General features: G+C 73.5%; 19 protein-coding genes. 8 read left to right on the top strand and 11 right to left on the bottom strand.

Features of this window, described 5'->3' with window-relative positions; all coding sequences use genetic code 11:
- Nucleotides 1-82: 82 nt before the first annotated feature.
- Nucleotides 83-751, top strand: coding sequence for a response regulator transcription factor (locus tag ACQP2Y_RS28785; RefSeq protein ID WP_360828146.1), 669 nt, complete (start codon nucleotides 83-85; stop codon nucleotides 749-751).
- Nucleotides 752-753: 2 nt separating this feature from the next.
- Complete coding sequence (locus ACQP2Y_RS28780; protein ID WP_433718156.1) at nucleotides 754-2,112, top strand: HAMP domain-containing sensor histidine kinase; 1,359 nt, start codon at nucleotides 754-756, stop codon at nucleotides 2,110-2,112.
- A gap of 2 nt (nucleotides 2,113-2,114) precedes the next feature.
- On the opposite strand, the gene ACQP2Y_RS28775 is transcribed toward ACQP2Y_RS28780, so the two are convergent.
- Nucleotides 2,115-3,242: a hypothetical protein gene (locus tag ACQP2Y_RS28775; RefSeq protein WP_433718155.1), complete on the bottom strand. Its 1,128-nt coding sequence runs from the start codon at nucleotides 3,240-3,242 to the stop codon at nucleotides 2,115-2,117.
- Between the two features lie 112 nt (nucleotides 3,243-3,354).
- Between ACQP2Y_RS28775 and ACQP2Y_RS28770 the strand changes: the two genes are divergently transcribed.
- Both ACQP2Y_RS28770 and ACQP2Y_RS28765 read left to right on the top strand, forming a co-directional pair.
- On the top strand, nucleotides 3,355-4,074 hold the full coding sequence (locus ACQP2Y_RS28770; protein WP_433718154.1) for a YcnI family copper-binding membrane protein: 720 nt from the start codon (nucleotides 3,355-3,357) through the stop codon (nucleotides 4,072-4,074).
- Complete coding sequence (locus tag ACQP2Y_RS28765; protein ID WP_360543318.1) at nucleotides 4,071-4,646, top strand: sigma-70 family RNA polymerase sigma factor; 576 nt, start codon at nucleotides 4,071-4,073, stop codon at nucleotides 4,644-4,646. The genes ACQP2Y_RS28770 and ACQP2Y_RS28765 overlap by 4 nt, the downstream gene beginning before the upstream one ends.
- 8 nt (nucleotides 4,647-4,654) lie before the next feature.
- Here the strand turns inward: ACQP2Y_RS28765 and ACQP2Y_RS28760 are convergent, their stop codons facing one another.
- The gene (locus tag ACQP2Y_RS28760; RefSeq protein ID WP_360834772.1) at nucleotides 4,655-5,287 is read right to left on the bottom strand and encodes an SRPBCC family protein; all 633 of its coding nucleotides are present in this window, start codon (nucleotides 5,285-5,287) and stop codon (nucleotides 4,655-4,657) included.
- Nucleotides 5,284-5,643, bottom strand: coding sequence for an ArsR/SmtB family transcription factor (locus ACQP2Y_RS28755; protein WP_433718153.1), 360 nt, complete (start codon nucleotides 5,641-5,643; stop codon nucleotides 5,284-5,286). The genes ACQP2Y_RS28760 and ACQP2Y_RS28755 overlap by 4 nt, the downstream gene beginning before the upstream one ends.
- A 72-nt stretch (nucleotides 5,644-5,715) precedes the next feature.
- Between ACQP2Y_RS28755 and ACQP2Y_RS28750 the strand changes: the two genes are divergently transcribed.
- Nucleotides 5,716-6,471: a hypothetical protein gene (locus ACQP2Y_RS28750; RefSeq protein ID WP_433718152.1), complete on the top strand. Its 756-nt coding sequence runs from the start codon at nucleotides 5,716-5,718 to the stop codon at nucleotides 6,469-6,471.
- Here the strand turns inward: ACQP2Y_RS28750 and ACQP2Y_RS28745 are convergent.
- From ACQP2Y_RS28745 to ACQP2Y_RS28730, 4 genes are all read right to left on the bottom strand, one after another.
- Nucleotides 6,452-6,721 carry a DUF2277 domain-containing protein gene (locus tag ACQP2Y_RS28745; protein WP_433718151.1) on the bottom strand — a complete coding sequence of 90 codons (270 nt, stop codon included), beginning with the start codon at nucleotides 6,719-6,721 and terminating at the stop codon, nucleotides 6,452-6,454. The genes ACQP2Y_RS28750 and ACQP2Y_RS28745 overlap by 20 nt on opposite strands.
- A gap of 54 nt (nucleotides 6,722-6,775) precedes the next feature.
- Nucleotides 6,776-7,279 (bottom strand): hypothetical protein, encoded by a 504-nt coding sequence (locus ACQP2Y_RS28740; protein WP_433718150.1) that lies wholly within the window; start codon nucleotides 7,277-7,279, stop codon nucleotides 6,776-6,778.
- Nucleotides 7,280-7,374: 95 nt separating this feature from the next.
- Nucleotides 7,375-8,025: a response regulator gene (locus ACQP2Y_RS28735; protein WP_433718149.1), complete on the bottom strand. Its 651-nt coding sequence runs from the start codon at nucleotides 8,023-8,025 to the stop codon at nucleotides 7,375-7,377.
- Nucleotides 8,022-9,305 carry a sensor histidine kinase gene (locus ACQP2Y_RS28730; protein WP_433718147.1) on the bottom strand — a complete coding sequence of 428 codons (1,284 nt, stop codon included), beginning with the start codon at nucleotides 9,303-9,305 and terminating at the stop codon, nucleotides 8,022-8,024. The genes ACQP2Y_RS28735 and ACQP2Y_RS28730 overlap by 4 nt, the downstream gene beginning before the upstream one ends.
- A gap of 77 nt (nucleotides 9,306-9,382) precedes the next feature.
- Between ACQP2Y_RS28730 and ACQP2Y_RS28725 the strand changes: the two genes are divergently transcribed.
- Nucleotides 9,383-11,005: a glycosyltransferase family 39 protein gene (locus ACQP2Y_RS28725; protein WP_433718146.1), complete on the top strand. Its 1,623-nt coding sequence runs from the start codon at nucleotides 9,383-9,385 to the stop codon at nucleotides 11,003-11,005.
- Nucleotides 11,006-11,023: 18 nt separating this feature from the next.
- Here ACQP2Y_RS28725 and ACQP2Y_RS28720 read toward each other — a convergent pair whose 3' ends face one another.
- On the bottom strand, nucleotides 11,024-12,184 hold the full coding sequence (locus ACQP2Y_RS28720) for a branched-chain amino acid ABC transporter substrate-binding protein (protein ID WP_433718145.1): 1,161 nt from the start codon (nucleotides 12,182-12,184) through the stop codon (nucleotides 11,024-11,026).
- A 138-nt stretch (nucleotides 12,185-12,322) separates the two neighbouring features.
- Between ACQP2Y_RS28720 and ACQP2Y_RS28715 the strand changes: the two genes are divergently transcribed.
- A complete protein-coding gene (locus ACQP2Y_RS28715; protein ID WP_433718144.1) occupies nucleotides 12,323-14,269 on the top strand; it encodes a putative bifunctional diguanylate cyclase/phosphodiesterase in 1,947 nt (648 codons plus the stop codon).
- 40 nt (nucleotides 14,270-14,309) lie between these two features.
- Entirely contained in the window at nucleotides 14,310-15,113 is an 804-nt protein-coding gene (locus ACQP2Y_RS28710; RefSeq protein WP_433718143.1) for an MBL fold metallo-hydrolase, read from the top strand.
- Nucleotides 15,114-15,146: 33 nt separating this feature from the next.
- On the opposite strand, the gene ACQP2Y_RS28705 is transcribed toward ACQP2Y_RS28710, so the two are convergent.
- The 3 genes from ACQP2Y_RS28705 to ACQP2Y_RS28695 form a co-directional block, all read right to left on the bottom strand.
- The gene (locus ACQP2Y_RS28705; RefSeq protein WP_433718142.1) at nucleotides 15,147-17,273 is read right to left on the bottom strand and encodes a catalase; all 2,127 of its coding nucleotides are present in this window, start codon (nucleotides 17,271-17,273) and stop codon (nucleotides 15,147-15,149) included.
- 87 nt (nucleotides 17,274-17,360) lie between these two features.
- The gene (locus ACQP2Y_RS28700) at nucleotides 17,361-18,161 is read right to left on the bottom strand and encodes an alpha/beta fold hydrolase (protein WP_433718141.1); all 801 of its coding nucleotides are present in this window, start codon (nucleotides 18,159-18,161) and stop codon (nucleotides 17,361-17,363) included.
- A gap of 94 nt (nucleotides 18,162-18,255) precedes the next feature.
- A complete protein-coding gene (locus tag ACQP2Y_RS28695; protein ID WP_433718140.1) occupies nucleotides 18,256-19,575 on the bottom strand; it encodes an aminotransferase class V-fold PLP-dependent enzyme in 1,320 nt (439 codons plus the stop codon).
- Between the last annotated feature and the right edge of the window lie 23 nt (nucleotides 19,576-19,598).

Below are 19,598 nucleotides of genomic sequence, written 5' to 3'. Positions count from 1 at the left end.
TGCAGCCATCCTGCGCCGCACCGGCTGTGACGCCGCTGAGAACATCCCCTAGGGGTTGCCCCGCCCGTGCCAAGGTAGTGGGGTGCGGTTGCTGGTGGTGGAGGATGAGGCGCGGCTCGCGGCTGCCCTGCAGCGTGGTCTGCAGGCCGAGGGTTTCGCGGTGGACGTGACCGGCGACGGTCAGGACGGGCTGGAGCTGGCCCGCCACGGTGACTATGACGCGATGATCCTCGACGTCATGCTTCCGCGGCTGTCCGGCTACCGGGTGGTGCGCCAGCTGCGCGCCGAGCAGAAGTGGCTGCCGGTGCTGATGCTCTCAGCCAAGGACGGCGAGTACGACCAGGCCGACGGGCTGGACTGCGGTGCCGACGACTACCTGACCAAGCCCTTCTCGTACGTGGTGCTGCTGGCCCGGTTGCGGGCGCTGCTGCGGCGGGGCACCCCGGAACGCCCGGCGGTGCTGCGCCACGGCGACCTGGAGCTGGACCCGGCGCAGCGCAAGGTCACCGTGGCCGGGGCCGAGGTGGTGCTGACCGCCCGCGAGTTCGCCCTGCTGGAATACCTGCTGCGCCGCCCCGGCGAGGTGGTCTCCAAGACCGAGCTGCTCGACCACGTCTGGGACGCCGCGCTGGACACCGCCGCGAACGCGGTCGAGGTCTACGTCGGCTATCTGCGCCGCAAGATCGGCCGGGACCGGTTGGAGACGGTCCGCGGCGCGGGCTACCGGCTGGCCGCCGTCGACGGGTCCTGAGCGTGGCCTGGCTGCGCCGGCTGAGCCTGCGGGCGCGGCTGCTGCTGGTGTCGGTGGTGGTGCTCTTCGTCGGGCTGGCCGGCGGCGGCGTGGTGCTGGTCGCGACGATGAACTTCGCCCTGCTGCGCACGGCGAACAACGAGGCCCTGCAGACCGCCGACGCGGTCGCCGATCTGGTCGACGCGGAGACGGTGAGTGATCCGCTGCCGGCTGCTCCGGGCGTACGGGTGCAGATCGTCGACCCCCAGGACCGGGTCCGTTCCGTGTCCGCCGGCGCCGACCGGCTGGTGCCGATCCTCTACCCGGACGAGATGGACGCGCTGGGCGACCGGGAGGGCCAGTTCATCCCCGGCAACCGGATCGGCTTCGACGGCCGGGTCCGCGTGGTCATGGTGACGGCCGGGCCCGCGAACGACCGGGTCCGGGTGCTGGTCGCGCGGCCCACCTCGGACCTCACCCAGGGCCTGCAGCTGCTGCGCACCACCCTGCTGCTCACGTTCCCGGCGCTGGTGGCGCTGCTCGCGCTGGTCGCCTGGCGGGTGGTCGGCGCGACGCTGCGCCCGGTCGAGGCGTTGCGGGCCGGCGCCGAGGAGATCACCGGCGGCGCCCGCTCCGACCGGCTCCCGGTGCCCGACTCGCACGACGAGATCCACCGGCTGGCGGTCACCCTCAACGGTATGCTGCACCGCCTGGACGCGGCCCGGGGACGGCAACGGGCCTTCGTCGCGGACGCCGCCCACGAGCTGCGCAGCCCGCTGACCAACATGCGCACCGAGCTGGAGGTGGCGCAGCGGCTGCCGGACACCACCGACTGGCCGGCGCTCGCCGACGACCTGCTGACCGATGTGGACAGACTCAGCCGGCTGGTCGACGATCTGTTGCTGCTGGCCCGGGCCGACGACGGCAGCACCCGGGTCGAGGAGCGGCGGATGGAGACCGTGGAGCTGGGCCAGCTGCTGGGCGAGGTCGCGGCCCGCTACCCGGCGGTGGAGTACGAACGCCCGGCGGTGCCGCTGCGCACCCGCGGGGAACGCGACGCGCTCGGCCGGGTGGTGGCCAACCTGCTCGACAACGCCGTCCGGCACGCCGCGTCGTCGGTACGGCTCACGGTGCTGGCCGATGGCGCGTACCAGATGATCTCGGTCTCGGACGACGGCCCGGGCATCCCGGCGGCCGACCGGGAGCGGGTCTTCGACCGCTTCACCCGGCTCGACGACGCGCGGGCCCGCGACGCCGGCGGTTCGGGGCTGGGCCTGGCCATCGTCCGCGAACTGGTCCGCCGGCACCGGGGCACGGTGGTGCTGCGGGGTGCCTCCCCGCCGCCGGGGCTGCGCGTGGACGTCCGCCTGCCGGGCGCCTGACTTCAGCGCGCGCCGGGCTTGCTGCCCACGAACTGGGCCAGGGCCGCCTGCCCGGCCGGCAGATTGCACTCGGCGATCACCCGATGCCACGGCCCGAAGCCTTCGTCGTCCAGGATGCCGCCGTCGACGATGAAGCCGATCAGGTCGCGTTGCAGCCGGGTCAGCTCGGCGGCGGTGGTGCCTTCGGCCGGTGGTCCGTCCGGGAAGACGGCGCTCAGCAGCAGGGCGAGCAGGCGGGGATCGGCGCCGTACTCGTAGAAGGGCTCGGCCAGCAGCTGGGGTAAGCCGGGGATCGATCCCGGGACCAGGGTGGCCAGCGCCCAGAGGGCACCGTCCCGCGGGGTGGGGTGCATCGGCCAGGCCTCGGCCTCGTCCGCCGAGCCCGGCCGGCCGATGAGGTCCGCGAGCTCGCGGGCCAGGGCGGGGTCGGGCTCGTCGGCGAGATACACCAGCGCCATCGCCGCCGACCAGCGGGTCAGGTCGTGCAGGTGGTCGTGCCACCGGGCGATCGCGGGGATGAGCGCGGGATCGAGGGTCGTGGCGGCGGCGAGAACCAGCGACGCGGCCACCTGCGGGTCCTGCTCCGCGGCGAGCCGGTCGGCCAGCGCCTGCGCCGCGGCGGGCGTTGCGGCGGAGAGAAGGTGGGCCGCCGCGATGCGCAGCGCGGCCTCGGGGTGGTCCAGCACCGTCAGGTAGGCGGGGACGCCTGCGGCGACGGCTGCGAGAGCTCGGTCCTCCCAAGGATCGAGGTCGTCGGGCACGGCGGACGCCGGCTCGGACAGGCGGGCGACCCACCGGTCGCTGCGGTCCTCCGCCAGCTCGGCCAGGGTCGGCCCGGCGGTGCGGCGGCGCGGTGCGGGATCGCGGTCGACGGCCTTGATGTCGGCCAGCACCGCGTAGGCCGCCGCACGGGCCGTCACCCCCGCACCGGCGAACGTGTCGATCAGGAATGGCACCGCGGCCACGGTGGCCGGATATCTCGACCCCTGATGGACGAGCAGGTCGCTCAGTTCGTCCGCCGCCGCACTGTCGCCGGCGGCGAGCGAGCGGAGCAGGCCGGGTACGTCACCGGCCGGCCCGTACGCGTGGGTCAGGGTCTGCCAGTCGGGCGCCTGGGGGTCGTGGGGCACGCGGAGAAATTAGCAGCCGGAGGCTCGCGAAAGCCGCGGGAACTTTCCCGGGACGGTCACCGACCAATGACCGTGCCCGGCGCCCCGGCCGGGTCCGACCGGAAGGTTTCTGATGTCGCTGTTGAAGCGCTCGGCCGCGGTGGCCGGGATGGTCACCGCGCTCACCCTCGCCCTCGCTGTGCCCGCGTCCGCGCACGTCACGGTCAACGCGAACACCGCGGTGCAGGGTGGCTACGCCAAGGTCACCTTCCGGGTGCCGAACGAGAGCGACACCGCGAGCACCACCAAGGTCGAGGTCAACCTGCCGGCCGACACGCCGTTCGCGTCGGTGTCGCTCAAGCCGGTGGCCGGCTGGACCATGGCGCCGGTGAAGTCGAAGCTGGCCAAGCCGATCGACGCGCACGGCACCCAGATCAACGAGGCGGTCACGAAGATCACCTGGACCGCCACCGGGGACGCGGCCATCAAGCCCGGTCAGTTCCAGGAGTTCGACGTCTCGCTCGGCCCGCTGCCGCAGGTGCCGCAGGTGGTGTTCAAGGCGCTGCAGACGTACTCGGACGGCAACGTCGTGCGCTGGATCGACGAGCCCACCACTGACGGCACCGAGCCGGAGAAGCCCGCGCCCGTCCTCAAGCTGACCGCGGCCGCCGCGGCAGACGCGCCGGCCGCTGCCACCAGCAGCACCGCTCCGACCGTCTCGGCGGCCGGCGAGGCCGAGCCGGACGGCAACGGGACCTGGGCCGGCATCGTCGGCATCGTGCTGGGGCTGGCCGCGCTGGTGCTCGGGCTGCTCGCGTACCGCCGCTCGGGTCAGAGCACCGCGGGGCAGTGACCGACGAGCAGGTGACCGGGTGGGCGCTCGCCGCGGGCCGGGGTGACCGGGACGCGGCGGCGGCGTTCGTCCGGGCCACCCAGCGGCAGCTGCGGCGCTTCCTGCAGCACCTGGCCGGGCCGGAGGAGCTCGACGACCTGACCCAGGAGACGTACCTGCGGGCGCTGCGCAGCCTGCCCGGTTTCGCCGGCCGGTCCAGCGCCCGCACCTGGCTGTACACCATCGCGCGCCGGGTCGCCGTCGACCACGTGCGGGCCGCGGTCGTCCGGCCGCGGATCGCCCGGGTCGAGGACTGGCAGGGCGCGGCCGACGCGGCGCTCGGCGCCGACCGGCCGCGCTTCGAGGACGACCTGGCCCTGCGCGACCTGCTGGGGGCGCTGAGCGCCGAGCGGCGGGAGGCCTTCGTGGCCACCCAGCTGCTCGGGCTCTCGTACGCGGAAGCGGCCGAGGTCTGCGACTGTCCGGTGGGGACGATCCGCTCACGGGTGGCCCGGGCCCGCGAGGATCTGGTGGCGGCGCTGGCTGCCAGCGGTGACCCGCGCCGCGGCCGCCCCTCGAACGCGGCGGGCTGACGGTCCGGTCAGCCGCCGGTGTAGGCCGCGTAGCACCGGTCGGCGCGCTCGCGGGCGACGGCCGGGTCGGTGCCGTCGGCGACAGCGGCCTCGGCCCAGCTGTCGCTGCTCAGCCGGTAGAAGAGCTTGCCCTCGTCGGAGACCATCCACGCCTCGATGGCCGCCTGGTCGCGGGGCGCCGCCGGATCCGCCAGGTGCATGGCCAGGCCGAGCAGGCCCGCGTCCCAGCCGATCCCGACGGCGCCGGGGCCGAACTGCTCCCAGAACTCGTCGGCGACGTGCGCGACGTGCTCCAGCTCGAAGCGGGTGCGTCCGTCGCCCTCCGGGACGAGACGGACCTCGATCCAGCTGACGTCGCCGTTGTATTCCCAGGTAGCGGCGAAGCCGTGCGGCTTGTCGCAGCGGGAGATCGTGCCGCCGGCGTTGCCCTCGAGCTGGTACTTGCCGCCCTCGCGGAGCTCGCCGCTGACCGGCAGGAACCAGCGGGTGATCCGTTCCGGGTCGGTCACCGCGTCCCACAGGTCGTCCTGGCCGGTGTCGTAGACCTGGCTGATGGTCGAGACGCGGGCCTCGCCGGCCTCCAGGGTGCGTCCCCCGGCCTGCCGCCGTACCGCGCTGACCTGCTGCTTCGCGTCAATCATCCGTTGCTCCGATCGTCGTCGCGGGCGGCGAGCCGCCGCTGTCGCTTGCCGCGGGCCACCTCGGTGGCCAGCGCGTCCAGGTGGGGGGTCCAGAACCGACGGAACCTGCTCAGCCACTCGTCGGCCTCGCGCAGCGCCGTGTCGTCGACCGCGTAGAGCCGGCGGGCGCCGTCCGGGCGTACCGTGGCGAAGCCGTTGTCGCGCAGCACCCGCAGGTGCTGGGAGACGGCCGGCTGGGAGATGCCGAACTCGGCCCGGATGACCTCGGTGACCGCGCCGGAGGGCTGCTCGCCGTCGGCGAGCAGTTCCAGGATGCGGCGGCGGACCGGGTCGCCCAGCACGTCGAAGGCATGCACCCGGCCACTGTGTCAGCCGCAGCTTATATAAGTCAAGTCTTAATCTCCCGGCCGGCCGGGCGGACTGCTGCGATGCTGCTTCAGGTGCGGTTCTGCTCGGTGGTGCTGGCGCTGAGCCTGCTGGCGGGGTGCGGCGACCCGGTGACGCGGGCGCCGTCCACGGCGCTGCCCCGGCCGTCGTTCGGGCCCTGGTCCGTCCCTGGCCCCTCGGTGAGCGCCTCGCCCGCCGCGCCGGCCCCGGCTTCGGCCTCGGCCCGGGCTTCGTCCCCGGCGCCGGCCGCCGCCGTCAGCAGCGGGTGGGAGCTCACCGTCTACTACACCGCCGTGCAGAGCTTCCACGACGGCGAGCCCGAGACCGTCACCGGCTGCCGAGGGCTCGACTGCGCGCACGGCGACGAGGATCTGGGCGACTATCCCGCCGACTTCGTCGTGGCGGTCAAGGACGAGGGCACCGGGCGTACGGCGGCCGGCACGTACCTGAACTGGTCGTACGACATCGGCTACTGGCTCGACACCGCCGCCCGGGACACCGCCGGCGCCCCGCTGCGCCCGTTCGTCTCGGCCGCCGCCGACGCCGGCGTGCTGCCGCGCGGCACGACCTTCCGCGTCGCCGGCTGCGGGCACACCGACGACGGAGCCGCGGCACCCGAGCAGGTCTGCACGGCTCTGCGCCGAGCCCGCTGGACCGTCACCGACGAGTTCACTCCCGGCCTCGGCGGCAGCAAGCACCTCGACCTCTACATCGGCGAGGAGACCGGACCCGGCTTCACCGACTCGGCCTGGTACCTCACCCTCACCGGGGCCTCGGTCAGGACGCGTACCGCTTAGCGGCCCGCTCGCGGGCCTTGGCCGCCTCGGTCTCGCGGTCCTTGGGCGGCGCGGCGGTGACGAGCTCGGCGAGCAGCTCCTCCGTCGCCGCCGCGACCGCGGCGACCGCCCGGTCGAACGCGGCCTGGTTGCGCTGCGACGGATTCGTCGACCCGGCGACCTTGCGCACGTACTGCAGGGCGGCCGCCTGGACCTCGTCAGGGGTGGCGGGCGGCTCGAAGTTGTGCAGCTGGCGAATGTTTCGGCACATGGCAGAAGCGTAATCACTGCCGGCGGCTCGTGGGGGTCCCCGGCCGCCGGCTCGTCACGGCAGGACGCCCGGCGGGAACCATTCGACGGTACGGAAGTCGCCGGTCTCCACCGTCTCGTAGGGCGCGCCGCTCACGCACAGAGGCACCGACTCGGTGTTGCCCGGATCGATCACCCAGCTGTAGCCGACCCGGTCGTGCCGGCCGTGGTCATACACCGTGAAGCCGCGGCGCACGCCGATGAACTCCTTCAGGCTGCTGGCGGTGATGATCCCCGTCGCGACCGCCACCGGGCCGCCGACCGCCAGGCAGTCGATCCGCCCGCTGAACCAGGCCCCCTCGGTGCCGAGGTAGTGGCTGACCCGGAACGTCCCCCGGGCGTCCGGGCCGAGGCCGTGGGCGTCGAAGGTGAACCGGATGTCGTCGCCCGCGGCCCGCCACAACGTCGCCGAGCCGACCAGGCTGGGCTCGGTCGGCTTCGGGCGGGTGGCCGACGCGGCGCCACCGGACGTGATCAGGACGGCGGCCGCGGCGGTCAGGGCGAGAACTGCGCGCTTCATCATTTTTCCTCCAGGTCTCGGGTACTTCCGACATGGATGAGCCTGGTCCGTCGCGGCCCGGCGCGACTCCCGCCCGGGAGGGAACCGGCTCCCTCTCAGGAGGGACTCACAAACCCCGACTCGTACGCGGCGATCACCGCCTGGGTACGGTCGCGGGCGCCGAGCTTGGCCAGCACATTGCCGACATGGGTCTTGACCGTCTGCACGCCCAGCACCAGCCGCTCGGCGATCTCGGCGTTGGACAGGCCCCGCGCCATCAACCGCAGCACCTCGGCCTCCCGGTCGGTGAGGTCGGCCGGGGGCGTGCGGCTGCCGTACGCGGCCGCGAGACGCCGGATCGCCGCCGGGAACAGCAGCGACTCGCCGGCCGCCACCACCCGGATCGCCGCCAGCACCTCGGCCGGACGGGCCCGCTTGAGCAGGAAGCCGCTCGCCCCGGCGCGCAGGGCGGCGTACACGTACTCGTCGTGCTCGAAGGTCGTGATGATCAGGATGCGCGGCGGACTGGTGGCGGTGGCGAGCGCGTGCCGGGTGGCCTGGAGGCCGTCGATAGCCGGCATCCGCACGTCCATGAGCACCACGTCGGGCCGGGTGCGGGCCAGCAGCGGCGGAACGGCGGCCCCGTCGGCGGCCTCACCGACCACGGTCAGGTCCGGGGCGGTGGAGATGATCGCGGTCAGCCCGATCCGGACGAGCTCCTCGTCGTCGACCACGGCCACCCGGATCGGCTCGGCGGGGGTGCTCACCGGTGCCACTCCGCGCGTACCCGCCAGTCGTCGCCGTCCGGACCGGCGACCAGCTCGCCGCCCAGCAGCGACACCCGTTCCCGCATCCCGGCCAGCCCGCGGCCGGGCAGCGGATTGCGCACCTCGACGACCAGGTCCTGGCCGCGGGCGCTGACCCGCAGCGACACCGGCGCCGGCGCGGCGTGCCGCAGCGCGTTGGTCAGCGACTCCTGCACGACCCGGTACGCCTCCCGGGACAGCTCCGCGGGCACGTCACCGAGCGTGCCGGTGGTCACCAGCTGTGCGCCGGCGCCGGCGGCGAGCCGGGCGAGATCACGTAGGTCCGGCTGCCGGGCTGCGGAGGTCTGGCTCGGGTCGCGCGAGTCCGTCCGGCTCGGGTCGCGCGGGTCCGGCTGGGTCGGGTTGCGCGATCTTGACGGTTCGAGGTCGGCGGGGGAGCGGCCGGGCCGGTACCGCTCGTCGCGGAGCAGGCCGAGGACCTGGTCGAGGTCCTCCATGGCGGCGCGGCCTGTCTCCTCGATCGCGGTCAGTGCCCGGCGCGCGAAGGCCGGGTCGCGTTCCAGCAGCTCACCGGCGGCGGCCGCCTGCAGCACGCTCACCGTCAGCGCGTGGCCGACCGAGTCGTGCAGGTCGCGGGCGAGCCGGTTGCGTTCGGCGAGCTTGCGCGCCTCGGCCCGTACCGCCGCGACCCGTTCGTCGGCCGACGGGCCCAGCAGCACCGGCGCCATCACGGCGGCCAGGGCGCCCAGCCCGGCGGTCGCGTAGCCGGTGGCGACCAGCAGGGCCACGCCCAGCAGTCCCAGGCCGACGGCCGGCCAGCCGGTATGCGTCATGATCAGCCCCGCGGCGACCGGCACGGCGACGAACAGCGCCAGCCCGACGATCGCGCCCACGCCGAGATGCACGGCGAACCACAGCGCCGCGCGCACCCGTGCCTCCGGCGCCGGTGTGGCGGGCGGGTCCGGCAGGTCGACGCCGAGCAGCCAGCGGGCGGCCGCGACCTCCAGCGCCCGCGCGCCGTGCAGGAACGGCGGGGTGAGCCCGATGACGGCGGTCGCGGCGCCGAGCACCACGACCAGGGCGGCCGGCGTGCCGTCGTCGGCCGCCAGCCGGGCCAGGCCCACCCCGACCAGCCCGTACGGCAGCAGCAGGACGCCGCCGAGCAGCAGGAACGCACCCCGCCGGTACGTCGTGGCCAGCACCAGCGGCCGGATCATCCGGCTCATGGGGGACCGCCCGGCTGCCGCCGCGGTCGGGGTCCGGGGTGCCACGGTGGACATGCCGGGACCCTAGTGCGCCACGGCACCGCCCGCTGCCCCGGCGAGGTCCGGCCCCCGGGCCCGGATAGGTTCTGCGGATGACCGTGGACGTCGATGAGTCGCAGCCCGCTGCCGTTGCCGCGCCCCGGCGTCACCGACGGTGGCTGGTCGCTCTGCTCATCGTGGTCATGCTCGGTCAGATGGCGGCTGCCATGGTGGTCACCTCGGTGCAGCAGACGCCGACCATCGACGAGCCGGTCTATGTCGGCGCGGCCATCACCTACGTTCAGCAGCACAGCCTGCGCTACAACCCCGAGCATCCCCCGCTCGGCAAGCTGATCATGGCGGCCGGGCTCGTGTTCGCCGATCCGCACGTCGATCCCCGCTACCGGGGCAACCAGTCCGAGCTGGGCCGGTACGTGCTCTACGAGGCCGGCAACGACCCGTACGAGCTGATGTTCGCCGCCCGGCTCCCGATGATCATCCTGACGCTGCTGTTCGGGCTGGTGGTGTTCGCGTTCGCCCGCGACCTGGTGGGGCCGATGGGCGGGTTGCTCGCCCTGGCCCTGTACTCCTTCTCGCCCGACCTGATCGCGCACGGGTCGCTGGCCACCCTCGATGTGCCCGCGGCCGGTTTCCTGCTGACCGCCGCGTGGCTGCTCTGGCGGGCCCGGAACCGCCCGCAGCTGTACCTGCCGTTGGCCGGGCTGGCGCTCGGCGCCGCCCTGGCGACCCGGATGAGCGCGCTGCCCGCGGTGCCGGTGGTGATGCTCCTGGCGTTCCTGGCGGTCAAACGGCTGCGCGGGGTGGTGGCCGCGGCCGGGGTCGGGCTGATCGCGCTCGCCGTGGTGTGGGTCAGCTACCTCGTCGTCGATCCGACGCTGCACTTCCTGACGCCGATCGGCCTGCCCGAGCTGCACGGGCTGAAGCGGACGCTGGTGAACCTGGTGCCGATGCCGGAGCCGTACCGCGACGGCATGCGGATCCAGTTCGGCTTCGAGAAGCAGACGTTCAACGGCTTCCTGTTCGGCGAGGCGTACCGGGGCTCGCGCTGGTACTACCTGCCCGCGGCGATGCTGGTGAAGACGCCGCTGGGGATGCTGGTGCTGTGGCTGGCCGGCGCGGTCACCATGCTGACCGTGGCCCGGCTGCGGGTCGCGGCCCTGTACGTGCTCGTGACGCCGGCGATCCTGTTCCTCGTGGCCATGACGGGCGCCCGCAACTACGGCAGCCGGTACGCGATCTTCCTGCCGGTCTTCCTGGCCGTGGCCGCGGCGGCCGTGGTGACCCTGCGCCCGCGCTGGACCCAGGTCACGGCAGCTGCGCTGGTGGCGTTCGTCGCGGTCAGCTCGGTACGCACGTTCCCGTACTACCTGCCGTACTCGAACGAGGCCTTCGGCGGGCCGGCCCAGACCCACCTGCGGCTGCACGACTCGAACGTCGACTGGGGGCAGGACCTGGGCCGGGTCGCCGACCGGCTGCGCGAGCGCTACCCCGGCGAGCCGGTCTGGCTGCTGTACAAGGGCGCGGGGGTGCCGGCCGCGTACGGCATCGACGCGAAGGACCCGCGCGGCGTGCCGCCGGCCGAGGTGCACGGCCTGCTGGTGGTCTCCGACTCCACGATCGCGGGCGCGACCGGCCGCACCCGGGCGCTGATCGCCGGCAGCGGCGCACCGATCGACTCGGTGGGCCACTCGATCAGCATCTACCGCCGTCCGTGACCTCGCCCGCTCCGCCGGTCAGCGGGCGGCCGGTTCCAGGCCGAACTTGCCGTTCTCGGCCCGCAGCAGCAGGAACTTCGGCGTGGTGCGGGTGCCGTCCGGGTTGAAGCTCAGCGGGCCGCTCATCGCCGCCAGGTCGGTGGCCGCGATCGCCTTGCGGACTGCCTCGCGGTCGGTGCTGCCCGCCCGCTTCACGGCGTCGAGGGCGACGTTCACCGCGTCGTACGCCTCGACCGTCGACGGTCCCGGTGGGGAGCCGAAGGCCGCCTGGTAGCGCTTTGACCAGTCGGCCAGCTCCGGCAGGAATTCCGGGAAGATCAGTGCGGTGCCGTACACGTCGCGGGACTGCGCCGGGGTGAGGTTTTCGAGCAGCGGGCCGTCGGTCGCGCCGTCGCCGACGACGATCTTGCCGGTGAAGCCGTTGCCACGCAGGTCCTTGATGAGCTGGCTGGCCTCGGCGTAGTAGCCGGTGTAGTAGACGATGTCGGCCTTGCCGGCCCGCACCGAGCCGGCGATCCGCGAGTAGTTCGGCGCGCCCTGGCTCAGTTCGAACTGGCCGGTCACCGTCAGGTCGCCGGTGCGTTTGGCCGCCGTGGCCGTGGACTCGGCCAGGGTGACCGGGAAGCTGGTGCCGTCGTGCACGACCGCGACCCGGTGCCCGCCGAGGCGCTTCATCCAGCTGACCGCGAAGTCGGCCTCGGCGGTGACGGTGCCGCAGATCAGGAAGACGTTGTCGTATTTCGGCGCGAGCAGGTCGGTGGAGTTGGACTGGGCCACGACCATCGGTACGCCGGCCGCCCGGAAGATCTTCAGGGTGGGCACGGTCGCGCTGCTGCAGTAGCCGCCGACCGAGGCGACGATGTCCTTGCCGACCAGTGTCCGGGCGGCGGTCACGGCGGTGCCGGGGTCGCAGGCGTCGTCCTCGACGGCCAGCTCGACCTGCCGGCCCAGGATCCCACCGGCCGCGTTGGCCTCACTGATCGCCAGCCGGGCCCCGTTGACCATGGCCTCGCCGGACGGGCTGCTGCGCCCGGTGAGCGGCACCAGGGTGCCCAGCCGGATCGTTCCCGACGACGGCGCGGGCGCACCCGCGGTCTCGGCCGCGGGCCCGCCGCAGCCGGCCAGTCCGGCCAGTACGACAGCCACGGCGACGCCGGACAGCACTCTGCGACTGCGCAATGGGACCACACCCCGTCCTTCGACTCATGGGTCTCATCGGTCCCCGGCCCGGTCACCTGAGCCCGTTCGCCTTCACCACCGCCCGTCGCTGCCGAATAGTCCGCCGTGATCAGCCGCATCCGGGGACGCAGTGTCGCGATGACGGCTGCCCTGGCGGGGGTGCTGCTGGCGCTGGCCGGCTACGTCATCCAGGGCACGGTGCACACCACCCGGGCCACCGAGCAGCAGAGTCACGCGCTGGTCGTCGACTCGCTGTTCTTCGAGGCGCGGATCGCGATCGCCATGCAGGAGGTGAACCTGCGGCACTACCAGGTCGAGCCGTCCGTGGCTGTCCAGCAGCGTTTCGACCAGGTCGTGCTGACGGCGAACGACACGCTGGCGCAGATCATCGCCGGGGACACCGGCCAGGCCCGGGTGGACGCGCTGCGGTTGCGGGACGAGCAGCTGGCGTACCAGGCTCTGGCCGAGCAGCTGATCGCGCTGATCGCCGACAGCGACCCCGCGCACGTCCAGCTGGACCGCCTCGAGGTGACGCCGGCCTTCTACACGTTGCAGGACGACGTGGACGAGGTGTCGCGGGCGTACCACGACGCCGCCCAGCTGCAGGTGTCCGCATTACGCCGGACCCAGGTACGGCTGCTGGTCGGCACCTCGGTCGGTTTCGCGGTCGGACTGACCCTGGTCGGCATGATCCTGCGCCTGGTGCTGAGCTACCAGCGGCGGCTGGTCGAACAGGCGGCGGCGAGCCGGCACCTGGCCCTGCACGACCCACTGACCGGCCTGCCCAACCGGACTCTGTTCGGCCAGCGGCTGCAGACCGCCCTGGCCGGTGTGACCGCGGGGACCGGCCATCAGGTGGCCCTCATGGTCATCGACCTGAACGGGTTCAAGGCCGTCAACGACACCCTCGGCCACCACGCCGGTGACCTGGTGCTGCTCGAATCCGGGCGGCGGCTGGCCGCCGGGGTCGGTGCCGACGGTGTGGTGGCCCGGCTCGGCGGCGACGAGTTCGCCGTGCTGCTGCCCCGCGTCGCCGGCGCCGCCGAGGCCACCGAGCTGGCCGAACGGCTGGTCGGCGCGCTGCGCCGCGACTTCGTCCTGGCCGAGGGCCCGGCGGCGATCAGCGGCAGCCTCGGCATCGCGCTCGGCCCGCTGCACGGCGCCGGCGACGAGCTGTTCCGGCACGCCGACGCGGCGATGTACCGGGCCAAGGGCAACGGCGGCGGGGTCGCCGTCTACGACGCCGCCGAGGACGCCGAGATCCCGGACCGGATGCAGCTCTTCGCCGACCTGCGGGCCCTGCTCGACAGCGGCGACCCGGACGGTCAGCTGCGGCTCTACTACCAGCCCCAGGTACGCCTCAGCGACGGCGTCGTGACCTCGGTCGAGGCGCTGGTCCGCTGGCAGCACCCCGAGCGGGGACTGCTGCTGCCGGCCACGTTCCTGCCCGTCGCGGAGAGCCGGGGCCTGGAGATCCGGCTGACCGACCACCTGCTGAGGCTGGCGGTCAGGCAGGCCGCGCGCTGGCTGGCCGAGGGGCACACGTACCAGGTGGCGGTGAACGTGTCGCCCGGCTGCCTGATCGACGCCGGTTTTGTCGCCCGGGTGCTGAGCACGGTGGCCGCCGCCGGCCTGCCGCCGCAGCAGCTGTGCCTGGAACTGACCGAGACCAGCATCATGGCCGACCCGGACCGGGCGGTCCGCGCGCTGCACGAGGTCCGCGAGCACGGCGTCACCGTGTCGGTCGACGATTTCGGCACCGGCTTCAGCTCGCTGGCCCAGCTGCGCCGGGTGCCGGCCGACGAGCTCAAGATCGACCGTACGTTCGTCCGCGACCTCACCCCGGGCACGCCCGACGCCGTCATGGTGCGCAGCGCGATCGACCTCGGGCACAACCTCGGCTTGTCCATGGTGGCCGAGGGCGTGGAGGACGTGGCCGCGCTGCTGCGGCTGCGCGAGATGGCCTGCGAGTACGCCCAGGGCTACGCGCTGAGCCACCCGGTGCCCGCCGACCAGCTCCCGCAGGCCTGCCAGGACGCCGAGGACGTCGTACGCCACGCGGTCGGTGCCGCGGCTACCGCCTGATCGAGGGTATGGACGGCCGTCGCCCGGGTATGCGCGACACATGGATCAGGACGGCTCGCGCGCGAGCATGACGTTCATCGGCAACGCGACGACCGTGTTGCGGCTCGGGGACTTCACCCTGCTGACCGACCCCAACTTCGTGTCCGCGGGCAGCCGGGTGCACCTGGGCTACGGCATGTGGACCCGGCGCCTGCTCGACCCGGCCTGCTCGGTCGCGGAGCTGCCGCCGCTCGACGCGGTGCTGCTGTCGCACTTCCACGGCGACCACTGGGACCGGGTCGCCACGGCCGAGGTGGCGAAGACGACGCCGATCGTCACCACCCGGGAGGCCCAGCGCAAGCTACGGCGCCGCAAGTTCGAGGATGTCCTGGGCCTGCCGACCTGGGAGAGCCACGAGCTCTCGCGGGGGAGCCAGCGGCTGCGGGTGACCTCAGTCCCCGGCCGGCACGGTCCCGGCCTGATGGACCGCCTGCTGCCGGACGTGATGGGCTCGGTGGTGGAGCTGGAGGAGGACGGCCGGTGCCGGCTGCGGCTCTACATCACCGGGGACACGCTGTATCGGCCGTTCCTGGAGGAGGTGCCACGGCGCTGCGGCGAGATCGACGCCATGATCATCCACCTCGGCGGCACGAAGATCATGGGCATGCTGCTCACCATGGACGACAAGCAGGGCGTGGCGACGACCGAGCTGATCCGGCCGCGGCTCACCATCCCGATCCACAACGACGACTACGTGGTGCAGAAGCTGCCGCTGAGCGCCTTCCTGCGGCGGGCCGGCGAGCACGGCCTCACCGGGATCCAGCCGATCACCCGCGGGAACAGTCTGGAGCTGCCGCTGCGCTGAGCCGGTGGCCCGGCGCAGCGGCAGCCCCGCCGGCTACGCGGTCGGTGCGGCCGCGGCCATGACCTGCGGGGTGCGCTCCCAGACGCGGTGCAGGCCGAGAGCGGCGACGAGCTGCTTGCGGTACGCGGCCGTCATGCCGTCGGCGAGCAGGATGCCCGGTGCCCCCACGTCGATGCCCGCGGTGCGCAGCGCCTGCACGCCGTCACCCCACGCGCCGAGGGCCTTGGCGTGGCGGAACGCCTCCTGCAGCAGCACGGTCAGCTTCACGTCCGCGAGGTCGCCGGCGCCGCCCGCGACCAGGATCGCGTCGTACTCGATCGACCGCGTGGTCAGCAGCGTGCGCTCGATGATCTCCTTCCGCAGGCCCTTGACCAGCTCGCCGCCGTGCGACGCGATGACCCGGACGAAGGCGCCCTGGGCCGTCAGCGCGTCGCGCAGCTTGCCGATCCCGGCGAGATCGGCCTTCGGACCGGCGACCACGCCGACGACCCGGCCGGCGATCGGGCCGGGCACCCCGGTGACCTGGGACAGGGCGGCGGAGACCCGCACCTCGGCGACCGGCGTGCCGGCCGGGGCGGGCAGTCCCAGCCCAGCGGCGACCTGGGCGCACAGGCCCGCGTCCACGTTCGCCAGCACGCCGAGCATGCGCTCGCGGATCGCCTGCTCGTAGCACTTGCCGAGCTCGAAGGTGAAGGCCTCGGCCAGGTGGATCCGCTCGACCTCGCTCAGGCTGGCGTAGAACATCGCCGGCTGGCTGAAGTGGTCGTCGAAGGAGACCGGGTTGGCCCGTACCTTCTCACCCTCGACCAGCCGCGGCACGTGCACGAAGCCGCCCTCCGGCTCGCTCGCCGGGGCCGGGCCCTCGGCCCCGGCCAGGCTGTTGGGCAGGTACGGCGCGATGCCGCGGTGCACGGCGGTCTGGTGCATCCCGTCACGCAGGTTGTCGTTCACCGGCACGTGCGGCCGGTTGATCGGCAGCTGCGGGAAGTTCGGCCCGCCGAGCCGGGTGAGCTGGGTGTCCAGGTACGAGAACAGCCGCGCCTGCATCAGTGGGTCGTTGGTGACCTCGATGCCGGGCACCAGGTGGCCGGTGTGGAAGGCGACCTGCTCGACCTCGGCGTGGTAGTTGTCCGGGTTGCGGTTCAGCGTGAGCAGCCCGATCGGCTGGACCGGGGCCAGCTCCTCCGGCACGATCTTGGTGGGGTCGAGCAGGTCGATCCCCTCGAACGTCTCCTCGGCGCTGTCCGGCATCACCTGAATGCCGAGCTCGTACTCGAGGAAGGCGCCGGCGTCGATAGCGTCGGCCATGTCCCGGCGGTGGAAGTCCGGGTCGACCCCGGCGGCGAGCTGCGCCTCCTCCCAGACCAGCGAGTGCACGCCGGCGACCGGCTTCCAGTGGAACTTCACCAGGTGGGTGCCGCCGTCCGCGTCGACCAGGCGGAAGGTGTGCACCCCGAAGCCCTCCATGGTGCGGTACGAGCGCGGGATGCCGCGGTCGGACATGTTCCAGAAGACGTGGTGGGTGGCCTCGGTGTGCAGCGAGACGAAGTCCCAGAAGGTGTCGTGGGCCGACTGCGCCTGCGGGATCTCCCGGTCCGGGTGCGGCTTGCCGGCGTGGATGATGTCCGGGAACTTGATGCCGTCCTGGATGAAGAACACCGGGATGTTGTTGCCGACCAGGTCGACGTTGCCCTGATCGGTGTAGAACTTCACGGCGAAGCCGCGGGTGTCGCGCACGGTGTCGGCGGACCCGCGCGAGCCGAGCACGGTCGAGAAGCGGACGAAGACCGGCGTCTCCTTGCCGGCCTCGGCCAGGAAGCCCGCCTTGGTGACCGAAGCCGCGCTGCCGTACGCCCGGAAGACGCCGTGCGCGGCGGCCCCGCGCGCGTGCACGACCCGCTCGGGGATCCGCTCATGGTCGAAGTGGGTGATCTTCTCTCGCAGGTGGAAGTCCTCCAGCAGCGAGGGCCCGCGGGGTCCCGCCTTCAGCGAATGATCGGTGTCACTGAGCCGCAGACCCTGCGCCGTCGTGAGGAACTCCCCGGTCTGCAACCCCTGTTCCGGCGCCAGCGCTCCGGTCAGCGGGGTGGTCGCTGCCGGCTCCATGGCGGCCGGGCTCGGCACGGTGGGCTCTGACCTGCGGGGGCGCTTCACTGCCATCTACTGTCCTCGTCTCGAGACCGGGCACCGGGAATCCGGGCCGTGTCCCCGGTGCCCGATCTTGACCGTCCGAAACGCGCTATTGGTCTATTTCCCGACCGCACTGTGCGCGGCGAACGCCACCGCCCGCCGGGCCACGACGGTCCCGGCGGTCGTGATCGCGTTGTGCCCGGCCGCCGGCACGACATCGGTCACGGCGTACGGCGTCAACCGGGCGGCCTGCCGCAGCCAGCGCGGCGGCGCGATGGGATCGTGCTCGCCGCGCAGGAACAGCACCGGCGCATGGACCAGCGGGAGCCGGTGGTCGATGCGATGACGCACGGACAACCGCAGGGTGGTCAGGATCCGGCGAGGCCGCGCGTCGCGCACGTCGGCCGCGATGATCCGGGCCTGCCGCGCGTCCTCCCAGAGCAGATCGGCCAGCCAGCGGCGCGCCTGACCGGTGGCGGTGGGCGCGGCCGGGTCCACCGTCGGGCCGACCAGCACCAGCGCGGAGACCAGATCGGGCCGCCGTACGGCCAGCTCGACGGCGATCTGACAGCCGAACGAGTTGGCGAGTACCCGCGCGCCGGTGATGCCCTCGGTGTCCATCCAGGCGGCGATGACCGCCGTGTGCTGCTCGACGTCGAAGACCTGCCGGGGCTTGCTGGACAGGCCGAAGCCCGGCAGATCGGGCACGTGCACCGGGCCGCCGGTCAGCGCGGCGGCGGTCGGCATCAGGTAGCGGTGGGAGACGGCCAGCCCGTGCAGCAGCACCCACGGCCGGCCGGTGGCGGCGGCCCGGGAGCGTACGTGCAGCCGCAGGCCGGCCACCGCGGTCCAGTGGCTGACGAATCCCTGGGCGGTCCGCGGTGCGGCCCGGGTCAGTTGGCGCTGGCCGGGAGTCATCCGTGCGATGCGTCGTATCACCTGCCGCACATACCCCTGGGCATCCCGGCCAACCTCGGGTGCTCCGATCGGCGGAAGCGCCGCAGGCGGGCGGTCAGCTGGGGCGGGCGGTCAGCTCGGCGAGGGCGGTGATCAGGCGGTCGACGTCGTCGTCGGTCGTGCCCAGCCCGAAGCTCGCCCGCAGCAGCCCCGGCGTCGCGCTGCCGCAGCCACCCGTGCCTGTGTCCCCGGTCAGCCGCCGGGTCAGCGGGTGGGCGCAGAACAACCCGGCCCGCACCCCGATGCCGTACTCCCGGGCCAGCCGGTCGGCGATCACCGCGGTGTCGTGGCCGGGCAGGGCGAGCGACACGATGCCGACCCGGGGCTGCCGATCGCCGAACACGCTCACCGTCCGTACCCCCGGGATCCCGGCCAGTCCCTCCCGCAGCCGGCCCAGCAGCTCCTGCTCGCGCTCGTGCAGCGCGGCGCGGTCGGTGCGCAGCAGCGCCGCGCACACCGCGGCCAGCGACACCGCGCCGAGCAGGTTGGGGGTGCCCGCCTCGTGCCGGGCGGCCCCGCGGGCCCACGTCACGTCCCCGGCGGCGGCGCCGACCGCGGTGCTGGCCCCGCCGCCGCTGAGGTACGGCTCGGCGGCGTCGAGCCAGTCGGTCCGCCCGGCCAGGACGCCGGCGCCGAACGGGGCGTAGAGCTTGTGCCCGGACAGGGCGAGATAGTCCGCGCCCAGGGTGGCGAGGTCGACGGGGGAGTGCGGCGCGAGCTGCGCGGCGTCCACGACGATGCGGGCGCCGTACCGGTGGGCCAGGTCGGCCAGCCGCCGCACCGGCCAGATCTCGCCGGTCACGTTGCTCGCCCCGGTGACCGCGACCAGGACCGGCCCGCCCAGCCCAGGCCCGCCCAGCCCAGGCCCGCCCAGCCCAAGAGCGCCAAGTCCCGGCCCGTCCCGCCCGCGTACGCCCCGCAGCGCTCGCTCGACGGCCGCGACGGCCTCGTCCGGGCTCGCGGGCGTGGGCAGTCGCAGCGGGCGGCGCCACGGCAGCAGGTTCGCGTGGTGCTCACCGTCGAAGACGATCGTGGTGGCCTCGGGCGGCAGGGCGCGGGCGAGCAGGTTCAGCGCGTCGGTGGTGTTGCGGGTGAAGATCACTGTGTCGCCGGCCCGGGCGCCGATGAACTCGCCGACGAGGTCGCGGGCTCGCTCGTACTCCAGGGTCGAGGTCTGGGAGCGGATGCCGGTGCCGCGGTGCACGCTGCCGTACCAGGGGAGCAGGCTCTGCACGGCGTCCGCGGCGGCGCGCACGCAGGGGGCGGTCGCGGCGTAGTCGAGGTGGGCGAACGGGACCGTCGTGCCATCGGGCAGGTCGACGCTCAGTTCCGCGCCGACGACGTCGAGGTCGGTGTGCTGCAGGACGAGGGACATGGTGCTGCCTCCGGGAGGTCGGG

Origin of the sequence: Actinoplanes sp. CA-051413, assembly GCF_050955795.1 — a bacterium.
Lineage (GTDB): Bacteria > Actinomycetota > Actinomycetes > Mycobacteriales > Micromonosporaceae > Actinoplanes.
The sequence above is the reverse complement of the archived record's forward strand: the minus strand, read 5'-3'. Positions and strand labels throughout refer to the sequence as shown.